The sequence below is a fragment of the Octadecabacter dasysiphoniae genome (assembly GCF_021532615.1).
Classification (GTDB): domain Bacteria; phylum Pseudomonadota; class Alphaproteobacteria; order Rhodobacterales; family Rhodobacteraceae; genus Octadecabacter; species Octadecabacter dasysiphoniae.
Genome location: NZ_JAKGAQ010000006.1, coordinates 38,441 through 57,318, shown reverse-complemented (window position 1 = coordinate 57,318; position 18,878 = coordinate 38,441). Strand labels below are relative to the sequence as shown.

The following is an 18,878-nucleotide window of genomic DNA, read 5'->3' as shown; positions in this document are numbered from 1 at the left end:
TTATTGACATGTCTCAATGTCATCTCTAAATCTATGTTACATATAACAGAAAGGAAGATAACATGATGCCCGTAGTTAGAATTAGCGATGCAGCTTTGGCCGACTTGAAACTCATTTCGAAATGGCTTGAAACAGATACCCCTTCGAAGACGGTAGAAAAGGTCGTCAGTAAGATGATGGTAGATCTTGGTTTGGAACGCGATGAAGGCGAAATACTGCGCGAAGAAGGAGGAGTGCCAGGCCTCTCATTCACCAAAGTAACCAAGGCTACAATTGACGGAACTGAACTGAAAAATCCGAAATGGAATTCGGTTCTGATAGCAGTCATCGAGCAAGTGCGTAAGAAAATCCCAAGCTCGGAGGCGTTGAGTTCTCACTTGCAGATCAACGGCAATGAAGGGCGATTGGAAGATCACGGATATAAGTTCTACCCTCAGTTGGGTATTTCCGTTCAAGGTCAATCTGCACCGGACGCTTGGCGAGAAGTTCAGCGCCTGGCGAAGAAGCACTCTGTTTCTGTCAGAGTTGGCTTTCAATGGCGGGACAATCCTAAAGCGGAACATCCCGGCCAAAATGGAACTCTTAATGTAGACCCGTGATATCGTCGGGGTGGGAGGGCGCTTCGCACCCACCCCGAGGTCCAAGCGCGGCGCTTCCGTTGATGTTGTGCTTGTCAGGCGATGATTGCTGTCCTATACGCCGCCAGTGGCCATCTTTCCGGCCAAGAATCGAAACACGCCGCGTGCCTTTCCCGTCGCTGGGTCAGGTCTTCCGGCAAGGAGACAGCGACATGGTAAAATTAAACGAACTTCACGACAATCCAGGTGCAACGAAACCACGTAAGCGCGTTGGTCGTGGCCCGGGTTCCGGCATGGGTAAAATGGGTGGCCGCGGTATCAAGGGTCAGAAATCCCGTTCCGGTGTGGCCATTGGTGGCTACGAGGGCGGCCAGATGCCTTTGTACCAACGCCTGCCAAAGCGCGGCTTCAACAAGCCGAACCGCAAAAAATTCGCCGTTGTGAACCTCGGCCTGATCCAGAAATTCATCGACGAAAAGAAACTGGACGGCAAAGCGATCACAGAAGATTCCCTGATCGCATCCAGCCTGATCCGTCGCAAACTCGACGGTATCCGCGTTCTTGCTAAGGGTGAAATCACCTCCAAAGTCAGCATCGAAGTGCACGGCGCATCCAAGGGTGCGATCGAGGCTGTCGAAAAAGCTGGTGGTAAACTGACGCTCACAGCTCCGGCACCAAAGGCGCCAGCGGCAGAGTAACGCCTTGTCTGGGGCGCAAACGCCCCTTACATCGTTAATCGACTTAGACGCCGCCGCTTGGTCACCAAGTTGGCGGCGTTTGCATAACAGCCGGACGCACAGGCGTGCGCGCAACAGATAGGCACCATATCCATGGCATCAGCAGCAGAGCAAATGGCCGCGAACACCAGCTGGAGCGCCTTTGGCCAAGCCAAAGAATTGCGCCAGCGTATCCTGTTCACGCTCGGTCTTCTCATCGTTTACCGCATCGGGACGTATATTCCGGTGCCGGGCATCGACGCCGACCAGCTTCGTGCATTTATGGATGATGCAGCGGCGGGCATTGGCGGTATCCTGTCAATGTTCACCGGTGGCGCCCTGTCACGCATGGGTATCTTTGCCCTTGGCATCATGCCCTACATTTCCGCATCCATCATCGTGCAGCTTTTGGGCGCGATGTGGGAACCACTCAAGAACCTCAAGAAAGAGGGCGAGGCGGGACGCAAAAAGCTCAACCAATATACACGCTACGGCACCGTGGTTCTGGCAACCTTCCAAGCCTACGGAATGGCCGCATCCCTAGAGGCCGGTGGCCTCGTTACTGATCCGGGCCTTTATTTCCGCGTGGCCTGCGTGATCACGCTGGTGGGCGGCACCATGTTCCTGATGTGGCTGGGTGAACAGATCACCGCGCGCGGCATCGGCAACGGTATCTCCCTGATCATCTTCGTCGGCATCATCGCCGAAGTGCCCGCCGCGCTGGCCGCGTTCTTGGCGCAAGGTCAGGAAACCAACAACTGGGGCCTCGTGCTTGGCGTGTTCGCGATGGTTATCGTGATCCTTGCCTTTGTGGTCTTCATGGAACGCTCACTTCGTAAAATCCACATTCAATACCCGCGCCGTCAGGTGGGCATGAAGGTGTTTGATGGCGGGTCCAGCCACTTGCCGATCAAGGTGAACCCTGCGGGCGTTATCCCTGCCATCTTCGCCTCTGCGCTGTTGTTGTTGCCAACAACGCTCAGCACGTTCTCGGGTGGTGACAACGCAGGGCCGATCGTGTCCAACTTGTTGATCTACTTTGCACCGGGTCGCCCGCTGTACCTGATCTTCTTCACGTCGATGATCGTGTTCTTCACATACTTCTACACCCGCGAAGTTGCGTTCAAGACAGACGAAGTGGCCGACAACCTGAAAAACCAGAACGGCTTTGTCCCCGGCATCCGCCCCGGCAAACGCACGCAGGAATATCTTGATTATGTGGTCACACGTATTCTGGTCCTCGGTTCCGGCTACCTTGCTCTCGTGTGCTTGCTGCCTGAAATCCTGCGCAGCCAGCTGTCCATCCCGTTCTACTTCGGTGGTACGTCTGTGCTGATTATCGTCAGTGTGGGTATGGACACGATCCAGCAAATCCAGTCTCATCTGTTGGCCCACCAATACGAGGGCTTGATTGAGAAAAGCCAACTGCGCGGAAAGCGTGGCGGCAAAAAACGGAGCCCGTCACGTAAATGAATATTATCCTTCTCGGGCCTCCGGGCGCTGGCAAAGGCACGCAAGCGCAAAAACTGGTCGATGGCCGCAATATGGTGCAACTGTCCACAGGTGACATGCTGCGCGACGCCAAGACATCCGGAACCGAGATGGGCAATATGGTTGCCGCCGTCATGGACCGCGGCGATCTGGTGACAGACGAAATCGTCATCGGCCTGATCCGCGAAAAGCTCGAGGCAGGCGGCGATCACGGTGGGTTCATCTTTGATGGATTCCCGCGCACATTGGCACAGGCCGACGCGCTGGGTGATTTGATGTCGGAGATGGGCCAAAGCATCGACCACGCGATTGAATTGCAGGTAAACGACGACATCCTGGTCGAACGCATCTTGGGCCGCGCCGCCGATGCCGTTGCCGCAGGTGGTACAGCGCGCGCCGACGACAACGAAGAAAGCCTCAAGACCCGCCTGATGGCCTACTACAAACAGACTTCACCGCTGCTGGGTTATTACTATGCCAAGGGGGACCTGACAGGTGTTGACGGTCTGGGCACGATGGACGACGTCGCAAGCGAGATTGCGGGTGTGCTGGGTTAAGGGCGCCGCAAGTTCATGAAATTCACAGCCGGATTTCTCGTTGCGTCGGCAATTTGGGGGCTCAGTTGGCTCTGGGTCTCGTTAGGCCAGTCGAATTTCATTCAAGATACGTGCCACCCCGGCTCCGGTCCAAACGACCTGTACATAGAAGACACCGAAAAGCGTGATCTGGTCTGTGACTATCTTCGTCGTTGAGTAGGGCTTGACGCACCCCCTTAACCCTCCTAAACAGCGCCGTTCCCAACGGGAACTGGACCGAGTCGCTCTTGGTCTGAACACCTCCATATGACTTAGGCCCGATGGTTTTTCGCCTCGGGCTTACGTTGTGAAAAAAGGGTCTGGAACGACGGACCCGCAACGAAAAGGAATTGCACACGTGGCACGTATTGCCGGCGTAAACATCCCGACTGCAAAGCGGGTTCCAATCGCCCTCACATATATCACCGGAATCGGTAACACCTCCGCAGAAGCTATCTGCGAAGCCGTTAAGATCGACCTTACTCGTCGTGTTAACGAATTGTCCGACGCCGAAGTCCTCGCCATCCGCGAGCACATTGACGCAAACTATCAGGTCGAAGGTGACCTGCGCCGCGAAGTTCAGATGAACATCAAGCGCGCAATGGACCTCGGTTCCTACCGTGGCCTGCGTCACCGCCGTAACCTGCCCGTTCGCGGTCAGCGTACATCCACAAACGCACGTACTCGCAAAGGCCCCGCTAAGGCCATTGCTGGTAAGAAGAAATAAGGGAGGGCTTAACTGATGGCACGCGATCCTAAACGCACCAAGAAGAAGGTCTCCAAGAACATCGCCGCTGGCGTTGCTCACGTGAATTCTTCTTTCAACAACACAAAAATCCTGATTTCCGACGTACAGGGCAACGCGATCGCATGGTCGTCCGCTGGTACAATGGGCTTCAAGGGCTCTCGTAAATCCACACCTTACGCCGCTCAGATGGCTGCGGAAGATGCGGGTAAGAAAGCACAAGACCACGGCGTCAAGACGCTCGAAGTCGAAGTGCAGGGCCCTGGCTCCGGTCGTGAATCCGCACTGCGCGCATTGGCTGCTGTTGGTTTCAACATCACGTCCATCCGCGACGTGACGCCTATGGCACACAACGGCTGCCGCCCACCAAAGCGCCGCCGCGTCTAATCGATCCAAAACGCCTTGGGGTCCGTGGTTGCAGAACCACGGCCCCAATCCGTCATTTTAACCTCGGGCGTTTGCCTTTTGGACATGAAGGCAAACTGGAATGGAGGGACTTATGATCCACAAGAACTGGGCTGAACTGATCAAGCCGACACAATTGGACGTGAAACCGGGCAATGATCCGGCACGTCAGGCCACTGTTGTTGCCGAACCGCTCGAGCGTGGCTTCGGCCTTACGCTGGGCAATGCACTGCGCCGCATTTTGATGAGCTCCCTTCAGGGTGCTGCAATCACGGCCGTTCAGATCGACAACGTGCTGCACGAATTCTCAAGCATCTCTGGTGTGCGCGAAGACGTCACAGACGTTGTTCTGAACCTCAAAGGCGTTGCGATCCGTATGGAAGTCGAAGGCCCGAAGCGTTTGCAAGTGCAAGCCAAAGGCCCCGGCGTTGTTACGGCTGGTGACATCTCTGAATCTGCTGGCATAGAAATCCTGAACAAAGACCACGTGCTGTGTCACCTCGATGACGGCGCTGATCTGTACATGGAACTGACTGTGAACACCGGCAACGGCTATGTGTCCGCAGACAAAAACAAGCCAGAAGATGCGCCCATCGGCATGATGGCCATCGACGCGATCTATTCGCCGGTCAAGAAAGTCAGCTATGACGTTCAGCCGACACGCGAAGGTCAGGTTCTGGATTATGACAAGCTGACCATGAAAGTGGAAACAGACGGGTCCATCACGCCGGATGACGCCGTGGCTTTCGCCGCACGCATTCTGCAAGACCAGCTGTCCATCTTCGTCAACTTCGATGAGCCTGAGTCCGCACAAGCAGCGAATGACGACGACGGTCTGGAATTCAACCCGCTCCTCCTCAAGAAGGTCGACGAGTTGGAACTCTCCGTACGGTCCGCAAACTGCCTGAAGAACGACAATATAGTGTATATCGGCGATCTCATTCAGAAGACCGAAGCAGAAATGCTGCGCACTCCGAACTTTGGCCGTAAATCCCTGAACGAGATCAAAGAAGTCTTGTCAGGCATGGGTCTGCACCTCGGCATGGACGTTGAGGACTGGCCACCGGACAACATCGAGGATCTTGCGAAGAAATTTGAAGATTCTTTCTAATGATCAATGGGTTGCCGTGATCTGATCGCGGCGACCCGTATTCCACCCATACCGGACCCATACTGGAACCATACCAGACCCATATCGGGTTATCCGGCAAAGACCCCGGGCAATAACGCCCCAATAACGGAGCCAGCGACACGCATCGCATCGGCCCATCCTAATACATAATGGAGACTTAAATCATGCGTCACGCACGAGGTTACCGCCGCCTGAACCGCACCCACGAACACCGTAAGGCGTTGTGGGCCAACATGGCCGGCTCGCTCATCGAACATGAGCAAATCAAAACAACATTGCCAAAAGCAAAAGAACTGCGCCCGATCATCGAAAAGATGATCACACTGGCGAAACGCGGCGATCTTCACGCCCGTCGTCAGGCCAACGCGCAGCTCAAGCAGGACAAGTATGTCGCGAAATTGTTCGACATCCTCGGCCCACGTTACAAAGACCGCCAAGGTGGTTATGTGCGCGTCCTCAAGGCCGGTTTCCGCTACGGTGACATGGCGCCAATGGCGATCATCGAATTCGTCGACCGCGACGTTGATGCAAAAGGCGCTGGCGACAAAGCCCGCCTGGCCGCAGAAGAAGCAGCCGACGCATAAGCGACCCAAATTTATCACGGACAAAGCCCGGCCATTCCATGGTCGGGCTTTTTCTATTTTGACGGGTTAACGAATCGAGGTATGCACGTAAGGGTTGATTAAAATTATCAAGAGTTTGAACACCTTATGTCCGTCCGCAGCCGTATCGACTTGCAGACTTCGCGTATGTCGCACTTGGCGCCCGAGGGGTTCTTTTATGCGCTTCATATCCGATTTGCCCTGCCAATGCTGCACCACCAAACCTATCCAAAAGGTTGGACAGACACCTACACAGAAGAAGCGTATGCGCTGCGTGATCCGATCATTGCCTGGGGGTTTAGTGAGGTCGGAACCACGCGGTGGAGCGAGATTGAACAGCTCGATCCGCTCAACATTCTAGGGCAGGCGAAGGCCTACGGAATGAACTTTGGTTTGGCCGTATCCATCGGCGAAATGAGCTCTCGGACAATCGCATCCGCCTCGCGGAGCGACCGTGAATTCACCGCGCCAGAAATCGCCGCTTTTGCGGCTTTGGCGAACGATCTGCACAACACCACCGAACCCCCTACAACCTTAACTGCCGCTCAGGCCGAAGCGCTCAGGTGCGTCGCTGAGGGGGATCGGTATGCTGCCGCTGCCGCCAAGCTGAACATTTCGGAAAGTGCGTTTAAGGCGCGGCTCGCATCTGCGCGCTCAAGCCTTCTTGCGCGCACCACCGCCGAAGCCATCCAGCGGGCAAAGGATTACCGGCTTATTTGATTCACCCTTATGCGTCGAACTTGGGGCCGCTGCGCCGGAACCCTGGAGGACCAATGGAGTCTGCTTCCCTTTCGTTTGCCAACCTACACAACCATGGCGAACTTTTCGCCAATATCCTTCGGGCCCGGCGTGATGCTTTTATCCTGAATAATCAATGGGATCTGCCCCAAACGATGGGTATGGAATATGATCAATACGACACGCCCCAATCGCGCTGGATCGCTGTCCACGAAGCGGGCCGCGTTTACGCAGGTGTGCGCCTTACCCCCACCACTGCACGGTGCGGGATCTATTCCTACATGATCCGTGATGCGCAAAACGGTCTTTTGGATACGATCCCGACAGATTTGTTGTACGATGCTGCGCCCGTGGATGAAGCCACATGGGAAGTCACGCGGGGCTTTATTGTCTCTGATCTTCCGGCCGCGCTGCGCCAAAAGGTGCGGATGCGGCTGGTGATGGAAATGCTGCGCACCACCCGCGCCGAAGGGATCGGGCGGATGATTGCGCTGTTGCCTTCCAACTGGAACCGCTGGGCGGGCCGGTGTCGCCTCGAGATGGATGCCGCAGGGCGCAACATGTACATGGGCGGCACCGACTATCAGGCCGTCTGGATCAACTTTGGCAGCCAGCTGCACTAGTACACCGCGCGCCGCAGGCGTAACCTGTGCCTATGGCTGATCTATTTGATACTGGCGCAACAGTGCCCGATACCGCGCCCCGCCCTTTGGCGGATCGTTTGCGCCCGCGCACCTTGGGCGACGTGATCGGGCAGGAACAGGTCCTTGGCCCCGAAGCCCCCCTAGGCGTGATGTTGGCATCCGGTTCATTGTCGTCCCTGATCTTTTGGGGGCCGCCCGGTGTTGGCAAAACCACCATCGCGCGGCTTCTGGCGGATGAAACCGATCTGCATTTTATCCAGATCAGCGCGATTTTTACCGGCGTGCCGGATTTGCGCAAAGTCTTCGAGGCCGCAAAGATACGCCGCGCCAATGGCAAAGGCACGTTGCTTTTCGTCGATGAAATCCACCGTTTCAACAAGGCCCAGCAAGACGGGTTTTTGCCCCACATGGAAGACGGCACAATTCTGTTGGTCGGGGCCACCACCGAAAACCCGAGCTTTGAGCTGAACGCCGCTGTGCTCTCCCGCTCTCAGGTTTTGGTCCTCGAACGGCTTGACCTCAAAGACCTCGAACGCCTTGCGCAGCGTGCCGAAAAGGAACTGGCGCGCAAACTGCCGCTTGATGGTCCGGCCCGTGAAAACCTGTTGGAAATGGCCGACGGGGACGGGCGCGCGTTGCTGAACCTGATCGAACAGGTGGCCGCGTGGAAGGTGGACGGAAAGCTCGATACTGACGCCCTCACAACCCGTCTGATGAAACGCGCCGCGCGCTACGACAAATTCGGCGATGAACATTACAACCTCATCAGCGCGCTGCACAAATCCGTGCGTGGGTCTGATCCTGACGCCGCGCTGTACTGGTTTGCGCGGATGCTAAAGGGGGGTGAAGACCCGCGGTTTCTGGCCCGCCGCATCACCCGCATGGCCGTCGAAGACATCGGGCTGGCCGATCCGCAGGCGCAGCATGTGTGCCTGCAAGCATGGCAAACCTACGAACGATTGGGCAGCCCCGAAGGCGAATTGGCCTTGGCGCAGGCGCTGACTTACATCGCGCTCGCCCCGAAATCGAACGCGGTTTATGTGGCCTACAAAGCGGCGATGAACGCGGCGGCGCAAACAGGGTCCGAACCGCCGCCCAAACATATCCTGAACGCACCGACATCGCTGATGAAGGACATCGGATATGGCGATGGCTACGCCTATGATCACGACGCCGAAGACGGGTTCAGCGGGGCCAATTATTTCCCCGATGGTATGAAACGTGGCGTCTATTACACGCCGGTCGATCGCGGGTTTGAACGTGAACTCAAGAAACGAGTCGATTACTTTGTCAAATTGCGCACCAAGCGGAACGGTTGACTCCGCACCCTATAAGCATATGACGCGCCCATGATACCAACCGTTCTTCAGGTCGCCCTTGGCGGTGCCATTGGCGCCGCAGCCCGCTACGGCGTGGGTGTGGCGTTCTTCCGTCCGGGTGGTGGATTTCCGATAGGTGTTTTGGCCGTCAATGTGATCGGGTCGTTCCTGATGGGGCTGGTCGTCGTGTATCTCGGCCAAAAGATGCTGTCGCATTTCAACCCGTTCTTGATGACGGGAATCTTGGGCGGTTTCACCACGTTCTCGGCGTTTTCGCTTGAGGCATATACATTATTTGAACGCGGTGAGGTCGGGCAAGCGGCCCTATACGTTGGCTTGTCCGTTGTTCTATCCATCGCCGCGCTGATCGCGGGGATATTTATCATGAGAGGACTGCTGGCATGAGCCGCGTTCAAAATCTGACAATCGGCCCTGATGAGGGCGATCAACGCCTTGATCGCTGGATGAAACGCCGTTTCCCGCATCTGCAACAGGGCGGCATCGAAAAGATGTGCCGCAAGGGCGAAGTCCGCGTTGATGGTGGCCGCGTGAAATCCAACACGCGGGTTGAGGTTGGCCAATCCGTGCGCATCCCACCGCTGCCTGACGCGGACGAGGTGGACAACCGCCCGCGCGACATGAAGAAGTCGGACATTGAGCTGATCCAAGGCTGCGTGATCTACAAAGACGACCACGTGATCGCCCTGAACAAGCCCGCCGGATTGCCCACACAAGGCGGAAGCAAGCAGTTGCGCCACGTGGATGGCTTCGCTGAGGCGTTGAAGTTTGGCTATGACGAAAAGCCCCGCTTGGTGCACCGTTTGGACAAGGACACATCCGGTGTCCTGATCCTCGCGCGCACGCGTATGGCCGCCAAATCCCTGACGGAGGCGTTCCGCCACCGCAACACCGAAAAAATCTACTGGGCGCTGGTTGCTGGCGTGCCGATCCCCAAACTCGGGTCGATCAAATACGGGCTTGTGAAACAGGGCGGGCACGGCGCCAAGGGCGATAACGAGCGGATGAAATGTGTGCATCCCAAAGACGTCGACAAAACCTTCGGCGCCAAGCGCGCGTTGACGAACTACACTGTGTTGACGTCGCTGGCGGATCGCACTGCATGGGTCGCCATGACCCCCGTAACAGGCCGCACCCACCAACTGCGCGCCCACATGGCAGAGATCGGGCACCCGATTATTGGCGATGGCAAATACGGAACGGCCTCGGTGCAGGATAACCCCGGTGATGGTTGGGGTGCTGGCATGGGCGAAGAAATCGGGCGTAAATTACACCTTCACGCGCGATCATTGCGGATTGAACACCCCGAAACGGGCAAAGAACTGTGGATCAAGGCATCGCTGCCGCCACACATGGAAAATTCATGGAGCTTCTTTGGCTGGGCTGAAAACCACGCGCCCGACAATCCGTTCGACGGCCTGCTATGAGCGCTTGGGCGGCAAAGAGGTTCTGGACGGATGTAACTGCCGTGCCAGACGGTGACGGATTCGGAATTCGCCTCGATGATAGCGCTGTCAAAACCCCTGCGAAGGCAGCGATGATCGTGCCAACCCAAGAAATGGCGCAGGCGATTGCCGATGAATGGGCACTGGTTGATGGGCAGATTGACCCGACTGTCATGCCGTTCACACGTTCCGCCAACGCCGCGATCGATAAGGTCGCGACCCAATTTGGCGATGTTGCGGCCATGTTGGGCGCATACGCTGCAAGTGATCTGCTGTGCTATCGCGCCGACAGCCCTGCGGGGCTGGTAAGCCGTCAAAAGGCGGGCTGGGATCCGCTTTTGGAGTGGGCCGCAGACACCTTTGGCGCGCGGTTGGTCACAACAGTCGGAATCATGCCGGTTGCCCAAGACGAAAACGCCCTTTCGGCGCTGCAAAAACCACTGTTTGACGCCACTGAATTTGAAATGGCGGCGCTGCATGACCTCATTGCGATGTCCGGTTCACTGGTTCTCGCGCTCGGAGTGACGCAACGTCGCCTTTCGGCCCAACACGCCTGGGAACTGTCGCGGATCGATGAGACCTGGCAGGCCGAACAATGGGGCGTTGATGAAGATGCGCAGCAAGCCGCAGAAGTCAAACGCTTGGCTTTCAACCATGCTGCAGATTTCTACTTTATGGCGAAGATTGCGACAGACAGGTAAATTGACTGCGAAACGCGGCCGTTACTTAGCAAAAAACCTCATGATTTCTGGAGAATTTGGGAAAGCGCCCCTTGACCTACAGGACTGATTCCTCCCACTCTACGAACGTCGCGCAGGAATCCCCTGCGTTGTATCTACTTGTCCGTTAGGACAAACAAAAAATCCCTGCGGCTCACGCGGGGAAACTCAGGAAGAGGTATCTTAAATGAAAAAATCAGTATTCCTCGGCGCGCTGACCATTGCTGGTCTGGCTGCCGGTGCTGCTGCTGCTGGCACGCTTGACGACGTCAAAGCCCGCGGCACATTGAACTGTGGTGTAACAACTGGCTTGACCGGTTTTGCTGTACCTGACGCCAATGGCGTTTGGGGTGGTTTCGACGTTGGCGTATGCCGCGCTGTTGCCGCTGCTGTTCTTGGTGACCCAATGGCTGTTGAATTCGTTACAACAACTGGCCAGACGCGTTTCACAGCGCTCGCTTCCGGCGAGATCGACCTGCTGGCACGTAACACCACATGGACATTCTCCCGCGACGTCGACCTGAAGTTCGAATTCGTTGGCGTTAACTACTATGACGGCCAAGGCTTCATGGTTCCACGCGATTTGGGCGTTTCCTCTGCGAAAGACCTCGACGGCGCAACTGTCTGCATTCAGACAGGCACAACAACAGAGCTGAACTTGGCGGATTACTTCCGTTCCAACAACATCTCTTATGAGCCAGTGCCAATCGAAACCAACGCAGAAGCACAGCAGCAGTACCTTGCTGGCGCATGTGACGTTTACACAACTGACGCATCCGGTCTGGCTGCGACACGTGCGACGTTCGAAGCACCTGGCGACCACGTTCTGCTGCCAGAAATCGTTTCCAAAGAGCCACTCGGTCCACTTGTTCGCCACGGCGACAACGAATGGGCTGACGTTGCACGTTGGACACTGAACGCACTGATCACAGCTGAAGAGCTGGGTGTGACATCTGCAAACATCGCAGAACTGTCTGCTGGTACAAACAACCCAGAGATCAACCGTCTCTTGGGTACCGAAGGCGAACTGGGCGCGATGCTCGGTCTCGACGCTGACTGGGCCATGAAAGCAATCATGGCTGGCGGCAACTACGGTGAGCTGTTTGAAAAGAACATTGGTGAGAACACACCAATCGGTCTTGCACGTGGCCTGAACGCCATGTGGACCGAAGGTGGTCTGATCTACTCCCCACCGTTCCGCTAAACACTAAGCAAAGGGCGCGATTTTCGGATCGCGCCCTTTCGCGTACCTAACCTCCAAGAAAAAAACTGAAAGCACGGGAGGTCGGAAAACCGGCCCATGGATGTTTTCAAATTGCCTGACAGGGCGAGGGATTTTGCAGATGACGATGCTAGATGATCCACGGATGTCGACACCCAATGTCGCGCCGAAAAAAGGCTTTAAGCTAAGCCAACTGATTTACGATACACGCTACCGGTCGATTACCATCCAAGTGATTGCGATGATCCTGGTTGTGTTAGGTCTGTATTGGCTCGTGAACAACACGATCCAGAACCTGTCCGCGCTGGGCAAAGATTTTGACTTCGGGTTCCTGTCCCAGCCTGCGGGTTACGACATTAACCAGCGCCTTGTTGAATATACATCCCAGTCGACCCACGGCCGCGCTGCATTTGTCGGTATCTTGAACACGATGCTTGTTGCATTTCTGGGCTGTGTCCTTGCGACGTTCCTTGGTGTGATTGCCGGCGTTTTGCGGCTATCGAAAAACTGGATCGTTAGCCGCCTGATGGCCGTTTATGTCGAAGGCTTTCGCAATGTGCCGCTGTTGTTGTGGATCATCGCCATCTTCGCGCTGATGACCGAAAGCATGCCGCAACCGCGTGAATTCAAAGTCGGTGGCGATGCCAGCATGATGCTGGCCGATAGCGTCGCGGTGACAAACCGTGGTGTCTACGTGCCCGGCATCGTGTTCGAAAACGGGTTTCTTGCGTCCCCTGTGATGAACTGGGTGATCCTTGGCGTGATCCTGATCGTCAGCTTGTTTGTTATCCGCATTGTACGCCGTCGCGCCGATGTGGTTCAGGAATCGACCGGCGTCCGCCCGACCACGTGGTATCAGCAGCTTGCGCTTTTGATTGTTCCGGTTGGTGTTGTGATGTTCTTGATGGGTGCGCAGCTACAGTATCCTTATATCAAGGGCTTTAACTTTACTGACGGCATTCACCTGCGCAATTCGCTGATCGCGCTGTGGCTGGCCTTGTCCCTTTATACAGGTGCATTCATCGCGGAAATCGTGCGCGCTGGTATCCTTGCGATTTCCAAAGGCCAGTCCGAGGCCGCGTTTGCGCTGGGCCTGCGCCCGAACCGCACGATGAACCTTGTCATTCTGCCCCAAGCCATGCGGGTCATCATTCCGCCGCTGATTTCGCAGTATCTGAACCTAACCAAGAACTCGTCCTTGGCGATTGCGGTTGGCTACATGGATGTGCGTTCGACATTGGGCGGCATCACGATCAACCAAACAGGTCGAGAATTGGAGGGGATGCTGCTGATGGCTGCGTTCTACCTCGCGCTCAGCCTCGCGATTTCGGGTGTGATGAACATCTACAACAACCGCACTCAGTTGCAGGAGCGTTGATATGAGCGATCTACACGCACACACCACAAGCTACGTTCGTAAAGAAATGCTGCCCGAGCAGACGCCGCCGATCACAGAAACCGGCGCCATCAAATGGGTTCGCGAAAACCTGTTTTCAGGCTGGATGAATATCCTTCTGACGGTGATTTCGCTGTTCGTGATCTACTTGGCGCTGTCTTTGGTATTGCCATGGGCGTTTGGCGGGGTCTGGAATGCGGGATCACTGACCGAATGCCGCGAAGTCCTGTTTTCGTTCTACAAAGGTGGCCACGGCCATGGTGGCGCGTGCTGGGCCGTGATCGAAGACCGTTGGTTGCAGATCATGTTTGGCTTCTACCCGCCCGATCAGTACTGGCGCCCCATCTTGGCGTTCGTGCTGTTCTTCGTGGCGCTCGCGCCTGTGTTGTTTGCCGACAAAGTGCCGGGCCAGTTGATCTGGTTCTCACTTGCATACCCTTTCTTGGCCGCTTGGCTGATCTGGGGTGGATCGTTCTGGGTGCCTGTCTTTGCCGCCATGGGCTTTGTTTTGGCGTTCATCGTCCTGAAGTTCCTCGGTAAGATTGCGGGCCCGATTGTTGCCAATCTGGGGGCTTTGGTTGCCGCATTGGTATGGTGGGGTGCGATCATGACACCGCTGACCGATGGTCTTAACAAAATGATCGGCAACAGCCGCTTTGATTCAACGCTGTCCACACTGGAAGCCCGCACCGCCGAATTGCCCGCAGAAGTCGCCGCCCTCGAGGCGCAAGGCGCTGACAAAGAGGCCGAAATCGCCGCAGCCGTTGACGCCAAGAACGCCACGCTGACGGCCATGACCGAAATTCGCATCGAAGAGTTCGTGATCGCGAATGAGGTCGAGGCGAAAGAAGACGCACTGCAACGTCTGGATGCCGCACAAGACAGCATCGAAGACCTGTCAGACATTCTGGCAACATGGAACGGCGCGCCGTCCCCAGCATCCGACAGCGAAAAAGACATCGCCGAGGCAGAGGCCGCGACATCCGCTGCTGAAACGCTGATTGGCAACATTGGATCGCTTCTGTCTGATGCACAGTCCGGTTTGGCAGATGACACTCTTGAACCTGCTGAACTTGCGGGAACATTCATCGTTGGCGCGTCCCAGGAAGACCCGTCAATTCTGGGTGATTTCGATGCGATGGTCGACAAGGCGGCGCTTAGCAATCCGTTGAATGACCTGATCGACCGTGCGGGCGCTGTGACGCTGAATGAATCCCAAGGGGATTTGGCCAGCCTGCGCGCGGACACTGAAACCGTCATGGCGGCGCTTTCGACCAACATCGCGTCACTCGATACGATCATGGACAAGATCATTGCCACGAACGCCGATGATCTGGTGGAACCGCAAGCACAGTTCCTTGATCAGATGGCGGACCTTGCGTCGTTGCGCGATGAGGCGACAACCATTGCACAGGCCACGTTCAGGGTTTCGTCCGAAGAATCGGACACGCGTGGGTTTCTCGCAGTGCTTCAGTCGTTGAATGACCGTGAAGCGGCCTTGCCGATCTTGCGCGATGAAACGGCTGGCGCGTTGGCGTTGGTTCCAAGCGATTACCGCAACATGATTGCAGTTAATCAGCTGCCAGAGGACGCAAGCGCAGAAGATCGCGCCGCGTTGTCGACATACCTTGGCGCGCGCAACATTGAGCTCAGCACACAAGCCTCTGTTCGTGAAACCTATGGCGAATTGGGCCGTGTTGGCCTGACACCCATCGACAGCCGTCAAATCGGTGGCTTCCTGTTGGCGCTGATCATCGGCATCGCGGGCATCGTGTTGTCCTTGCCGCTGGGTATTTTGCTGGCACTTGGTCGCCAATCGCATCTGTTCTTCCTCAACAAGGTCTGCGTGGTCTTCATCGAAGTAATCCGTGGCGTGCCACTGATCGTGTGGCTGTTCACAGCGTCCTTGTTGCTGAACTACTTCCTGCCTCCGGGGTCGAACTTTGACCTTATGCTGCGCGTGATCATCATGGTGACGCTGTTCTCAAGCGCCTACATCGCCGAAGTGATCCGTGGCGGCCTCGCCGCGCTGCCAACAGGTCAGTATGAAGGTGCGGACAGTCTTGGCCTTGGCTACTGGCAGTCTATGCAGTTGATCATCCTGCCCCAAGCGATGAAAATTTCCATCCCGGGTATCGTCAACTCGTTCATCGGCCTGTTCAAAGACACCACGCTGGTGTTGTTCATCGGCCTGCTTGACCCTGTCGGGCTTTCAAACGCCATCCGTGCTGACACGGACTGGAACGGCGTCTACTGGGAGCTCTTCGTCTTCATCGGCCTGCTGTTCTTCATCTTCTGCTTCAGCATGGGCCGCTATTCCCTACACCTCGAGAAAAAGCTTCAACGTGAGCACCGTTAAGGAGACCATCAATGTCTGACACAGCAATAGACCGCGAAATTAACCGCGACGCGATGAAGGTCTCTGATGAGGTCGCCATCCAGATCACCGATATGAACAAGTGGTACGGCACGTTCCACGTTCTGCGCGACATCAACCTGACCGTGAACCGCGGCGAACGCATCGTTGTGTGCGGGCCGTCCGGTTCCGGTAAATCCACGTTGATCCGCTGCATCAACCGTCTGGAAGAACATCAGGCCGGCACGATCATGGTGGACGGCACAGAGCTTTCATCGGACCTCAAGAACATCGACAAGATCCGCTCAGAGGTGGGGATGTGTTTTCAGCACTTCAACCTGTTCCCGCACCTGACAATCCTTGAGAACCTGACGCTGGCTCCGATCTGGGTGCGCAAAACGCCCAAGAAAGAAGCCGAAGAAACGGCGATGCATTACCTTGAAAAGGTGAAGATCCCCGAACAGGCTGACAAATACCCCGGCCAGTTGTCCGGTGGCCAGCAGCAGCGTGTGGCGATTGCCCGTTCATTGTGCATGAAGCCGCGCATCATGTTGTTTGATGAACCGACATCTGCTCTCGACCCTGAGATGATCAAAGAGGTTCTGGACACAATGATCGAGCTTGCCGAAGAAGGCATGACGATGATCTGTGTGACCCACGAAATGGGTTTTGCGCGTCAGGTCGCCAACCGCGTGATCTTTATGGATGCGGGCCAGATCGTGGAGCAGAACGAACCCGAAGAGTTCTTCAACAACCCACAATCAGAGCGCACGCAACTGTTCCTCAGCCAGATCCTCGGCCATTAAGCCAAGTCTTTCGGCACGACAAAATCTACAACTTGGCCGGAGCGGGAAACTGCTTCGGCCCAGTCGTTTATGGGAAAGTCGCATACAAGCGTGGCGCAGGTGGGGTAGTCGAAAAAGCGTCGGTGATCCGGCGGTTGTGCAACGATCTGTTCCGCAAAAAATGCAATGCCAGGATTGTGGGCCACCAGTGCCACGGTATCACCTTTTGCCTGTTGTAAGACGCCCATCAGCGCGGCGGGTTGGCCATGGTACATGTTGGCCTTCAGCACGATCGTGGGTGCCGTACCCAGAGCGGTGACAATCACATCCGTCGTTTCGCGCGTGCGGGCCGCATCACTGCTGTAGATTTCATCGGGCAGGTAGGTGTTGGCGCGCAACCAGTCACCGACCGCCGTCGCGCCTGTGCGGCCTTTGTCGTTCAGCGTGCGGGCGTGGTCATCAAACGGGGCATCCCAGCTGGATTTCGCATGACGGATCAGGATCAGTCGTTTGGTCATTCTTTGACAAATGCCTCCATGTGAAACGCTGTTTGTGCTGGCGCGCGGCCAAAGGATTGGCTGACAGGGCAGGACAGCCGCACTCGGCATCCGGCGCGGCAGATCGCATCCGCTGCAATGTGCGTCTTGCAGGCGGGCACATCATAGCCACCCGCGCCAATTGCATCCACCGGGCACGCTGTCAGGCAGGGTTTGGTGGCGCAGGTGTCACACGGCGAAGCCGATGCTTCGGGCAGGTCGATACGGCCCGCAAACCGCAACGCGCCGCGATAAGACACCAGCAGCCCCGCATCTTTGTGGACCAGCAGACCAACAGGGCTTTGCCATGTTTCACCGCTTTTCAACGCCCAAGAAATGAAGGGGTGGAACGGCGCACCGCCAAACGGGAAAAAGGGATCTGCACCCAACGTCTCTGCAAGCGAGGTGATAACAGCGTGTGACCACTGATCGAGAGGGTCTGCGCCCGTGAATGCTGGATGGTCAGACACATGATCCCAGAACCCGGGTTCTAACGGGCCAAGTAATATCGTTGTTTGCCCGTCTTCGTGAAACCCACCGAGCACGGCAAGGTGCGCGCCTGCACAGGCATCTACGATGTCGGCATAGTTCAACGCGCTGTCCGAATGATCGAACCTGCCCCGTGTTCGGTGAACAGTTCGAGCAGACACGCATTGGGCGCACGGCCATCAAGAATAACAGCCGCCCGAACGCCACCCGCAAGCGCATCCAGACAGGTCTGCGTTTTGGGGATCATCCCCCCCGCGATCACACCCGACGCTGTCAGGTCTTTGACCTGTGCTGTCGTTAGGTCGGTCAGAACCGTTTTGGTTTCATCCATCACGCCCGGTACATCCGTTAACAACAACAGGCGATCGGCGGTGAGGGCGGCGGCAATGGCCCCCGCTACAGTATCACCGTTCACGTTCAGCGTTTCGCCATTCCGGCCCGCACCAAGGGGGGCGATGACAGGGATGGTGTTGGCGTCAAATAATGTTGTTAAAACTTGCGTATCGATTTCGGCGGGGGTGCCAACCAGCCCCAGCTCTGGTGCGTCCTGATCACATATCATCAGGTTGGCATCCTTACCGGACAGTCCAACAGCGCGCCCGCCCTGACGATTGATCGCATTTACGATCCACTTGTTCACGCGGCCCGACAGTACCATTTCGACCACTTCAACGGTGGCTTTATCTGTCACACGTTTGCCGTTCACAAAATCGGATTTGATATCCAGCTTATCCAGCATTTCGTTGATCATCGGCCCGCCGCCATGGACAATCACGGGGTTCACACCAACGTGTTGCATCAACACGACATCACGGGCAAAATTGTCCATCGCTTCGTCAGATGACATCGCGTGGCCACCCAATTTGATGACAACAATGGCGTCATTGTAGCGTTGTAAATAGGGCAGGGCCGCACTGAGAGTGGCGGCGGTGGCGATCCAATCGCGGTTCATGTCTTGCTTTCTCAT

The 18,878-nt window shown here is 56.3% G+C and carries 20 protein-coding genes and 1 pseudogene; 18 read left to right on the top strand and 3 right to left on the bottom strand.

All coding sequences use genetic code 11. The annotated features are described in order from the left end of the window. Positions 1 to 62: 62 nt before the first annotated feature. From L0664_RS17870 to L0664_RS17785, 18 genes and pseudogenes are all read left to right on the top strand, one after another. Positions 63 to 599 carry a T4SS efffector SepA family protein gene (locus L0664_RS17870; RefSeq protein WP_235227265.1) on the top strand — a complete coding sequence of 179 codons (537 nt, stop codon included), beginning with the start codon at positions 63 to 65 and terminating at the stop codon, positions 597 to 599. A 191-nt stretch (positions 600 to 790) separates the two neighbouring features. Beyond that, a complete protein-coding gene (rplO, locus tag L0664_RS17865; protein ID WP_235227264.1) occupies positions 791 to 1,276 on the top strand; it encodes a 50S ribosomal protein L15 in 486 nt (161 codons plus the stop codon). 132 nt (positions 1,277 to 1,408) lie between these two features. Next, positions 1,409 to 2,767: a preprotein translocase subunit SecY gene (gene secY / locus L0664_RS17860; RefSeq protein ID WP_235227263.1), complete on the top strand. Its 1,359-nt coding sequence runs from the start codon at positions 1,409 to 1,411 to the stop codon at positions 2,765 to 2,767. Next, a complete protein-coding gene (locus tag L0664_RS17855) occupies positions 2,764 to 3,342 on the top strand; it encodes an adenylate kinase (protein WP_235227262.1) in 579 nt (192 codons plus the stop codon). Before secY ends, L0664_RS17855 begins: the two co-directional genes overlap by 4 nt. Positions 3,343 to 3,718: 376 nt before the next feature. Next, a complete protein-coding gene (rpsM, locus tag L0664_RS17850; protein WP_235227261.1) occupies positions 3,719 to 4,087 on the top strand; it encodes a 30S ribosomal protein S13 in 369 nt (122 codons plus the stop codon). Between the two features lie 15 nt (positions 4,088 to 4,102). Beyond that, positions 4,103 to 4,492, top strand: a complete 390-nt coding sequence (rpsK, locus tag L0664_RS17845; RefSeq protein ID WP_235227260.1) for a 30S ribosomal protein S11 — start codon at positions 4,103 to 4,105, stop codon at positions 4,490 to 4,492. A 112-nt stretch (positions 4,493 to 4,604) separates the two neighbouring features. Next, positions 4,605 to 5,621 carry a DNA-directed RNA polymerase subunit alpha gene (locus L0664_RS17840; RefSeq protein ID WP_235227259.1) on the top strand — a complete coding sequence of 339 codons (1,017 nt, stop codon included), beginning with the start codon at positions 4,605 to 4,607 and terminating at the stop codon, positions 5,619 to 5,621. 185 nt (positions 5,622 to 5,806) lie between these two features. Further along, on the top strand, positions 5,807 to 6,226 hold the full coding sequence (gene rplQ / locus L0664_RS17835; protein WP_235227258.1) for a 50S ribosomal protein L17: 420 nt from the start codon (positions 5,807 to 5,809) through the stop codon (positions 6,224 to 6,226). Between the two features lie 126 nt (positions 6,227 to 6,352). Further along, a complete protein-coding gene (locus tag L0664_RS17830; protein ID WP_235227257.1) occupies positions 6,353 to 6,964 on the top strand; it encodes an autoinducer binding domain-containing protein in 612 nt (203 codons plus the stop codon). A gap of 53 nt (positions 6,965 to 7,017) precedes the next feature. After that, positions 7,018 to 7,605 carry an acyl-homoserine-lactone synthase gene (locus L0664_RS17825; RefSeq protein WP_235227256.1) on the top strand — a complete coding sequence of 196 codons (588 nt, stop codon included), beginning with the start codon at positions 7,018 to 7,020 and terminating at the stop codon, positions 7,603 to 7,605. 32 nt (positions 7,606 to 7,637) lie between these two features. Next, positions 7,638 to 8,945, top strand: a complete 1,308-nt coding sequence (locus tag L0664_RS17820; RefSeq protein WP_235227255.1) for a replication-associated recombination protein A — start codon at positions 7,638 to 7,640, stop codon at positions 8,943 to 8,945. A gap of 30 nt (positions 8,946 to 8,975) precedes the next feature. Continuing rightward, positions 8,976 to 9,350 (top strand): fluoride efflux transporter CrcB, encoded by a 375-nt coding sequence (gene crcB / locus L0664_RS17815; protein WP_235227254.1) that lies wholly within the window; start codon positions 8,976 to 8,978, stop codon positions 9,348 to 9,350. Beyond that, on the top strand, positions 9,347 to 10,390 hold the full coding sequence (locus L0664_RS17810) for an RluA family pseudouridine synthase (protein WP_235227253.1): 1,044 nt from the start codon (positions 9,347 to 9,349) through the stop codon (positions 10,388 to 10,390). Before crcB ends, L0664_RS17810 begins: the two co-directional genes overlap by 4 nt. Then, positions 10,387 to 11,109 (top strand): ATP12 family chaperone protein, encoded by a 723-nt coding sequence (locus L0664_RS17805; protein ID WP_235227252.1) that lies wholly within the window; start codon positions 10,387 to 10,389, stop codon positions 11,107 to 11,109. Before L0664_RS17810 ends, L0664_RS17805 begins: the two co-directional genes overlap by 4 nt. A gap of 205 nt (positions 11,110 to 11,314) precedes the next feature. Further along, a complete protein-coding gene (locus L0664_RS17800; RefSeq protein ID WP_235227251.1) occupies positions 11,315 to 12,331 on the top strand; it encodes an amino acid ABC transporter substrate-binding protein in 1,017 nt (338 codons plus the stop codon). Positions 12,332 to 12,494: 163 nt separating this feature from the next. Then, a complete protein-coding gene (locus tag L0664_RS17795) occupies positions 12,495 to 13,727 on the top strand; it encodes an amino acid ABC transporter permease (protein WP_418888043.1) in 1,233 nt (410 codons plus the stop codon). A 1,735-nt stretch (positions 13,728 to 15,462) separates the two neighbouring features. Continuing rightward, positions 15,463 to 16,104, top strand: a pseudogene (locus L0664_RS17790) (amino acid ABC transporter permease); the annotation flags it as partial. A gap of 11 nt (positions 16,105 to 16,115) precedes the next feature. Further along, entirely contained in the window at positions 16,116 to 16,907 is a 792-nt protein-coding gene (locus L0664_RS17785; protein WP_272492453.1) for an amino acid ABC transporter ATP-binding protein, read from the top strand. On the opposite strand, the gene L0664_RS17780 is transcribed toward L0664_RS17785, so the two are convergent. From L0664_RS17780 to argB, 3 genes are read right to left on the bottom strand one after another with little or no spacing between them, the layout of a single operon-like run. Beyond that, positions 16,904 to 17,404 carry a SixA phosphatase family protein gene (locus L0664_RS17780; RefSeq protein ID WP_235227249.1) on the bottom strand — a complete coding sequence of 167 codons (501 nt, stop codon included), beginning with the start codon at positions 17,402 to 17,404 and terminating at the stop codon, positions 16,904 to 16,906. The genes L0664_RS17785 and L0664_RS17780 overlap by 4 nt on opposite strands. Then, on the bottom strand, positions 17,401 to 18,015 hold the full coding sequence (locus tag L0664_RS17775; RefSeq protein WP_235227248.1) for a ferredoxin: 615 nt from the start codon (positions 18,013 to 18,015) through the stop codon (positions 17,401 to 17,403). Before L0664_RS17775 ends, L0664_RS17780 begins: the two co-directional genes overlap by 4 nt. After that, complete coding sequence (gene argB, locus L0664_RS17770) at positions 18,012 to 18,878, bottom strand: acetylglutamate kinase (RefSeq protein ID WP_235227247.1); 867 nt, start codon at positions 18,876 to 18,878, stop codon at positions 18,012 to 18,014. The genes L0664_RS17775 and argB overlap by 4 nt, the downstream gene beginning before the upstream one ends.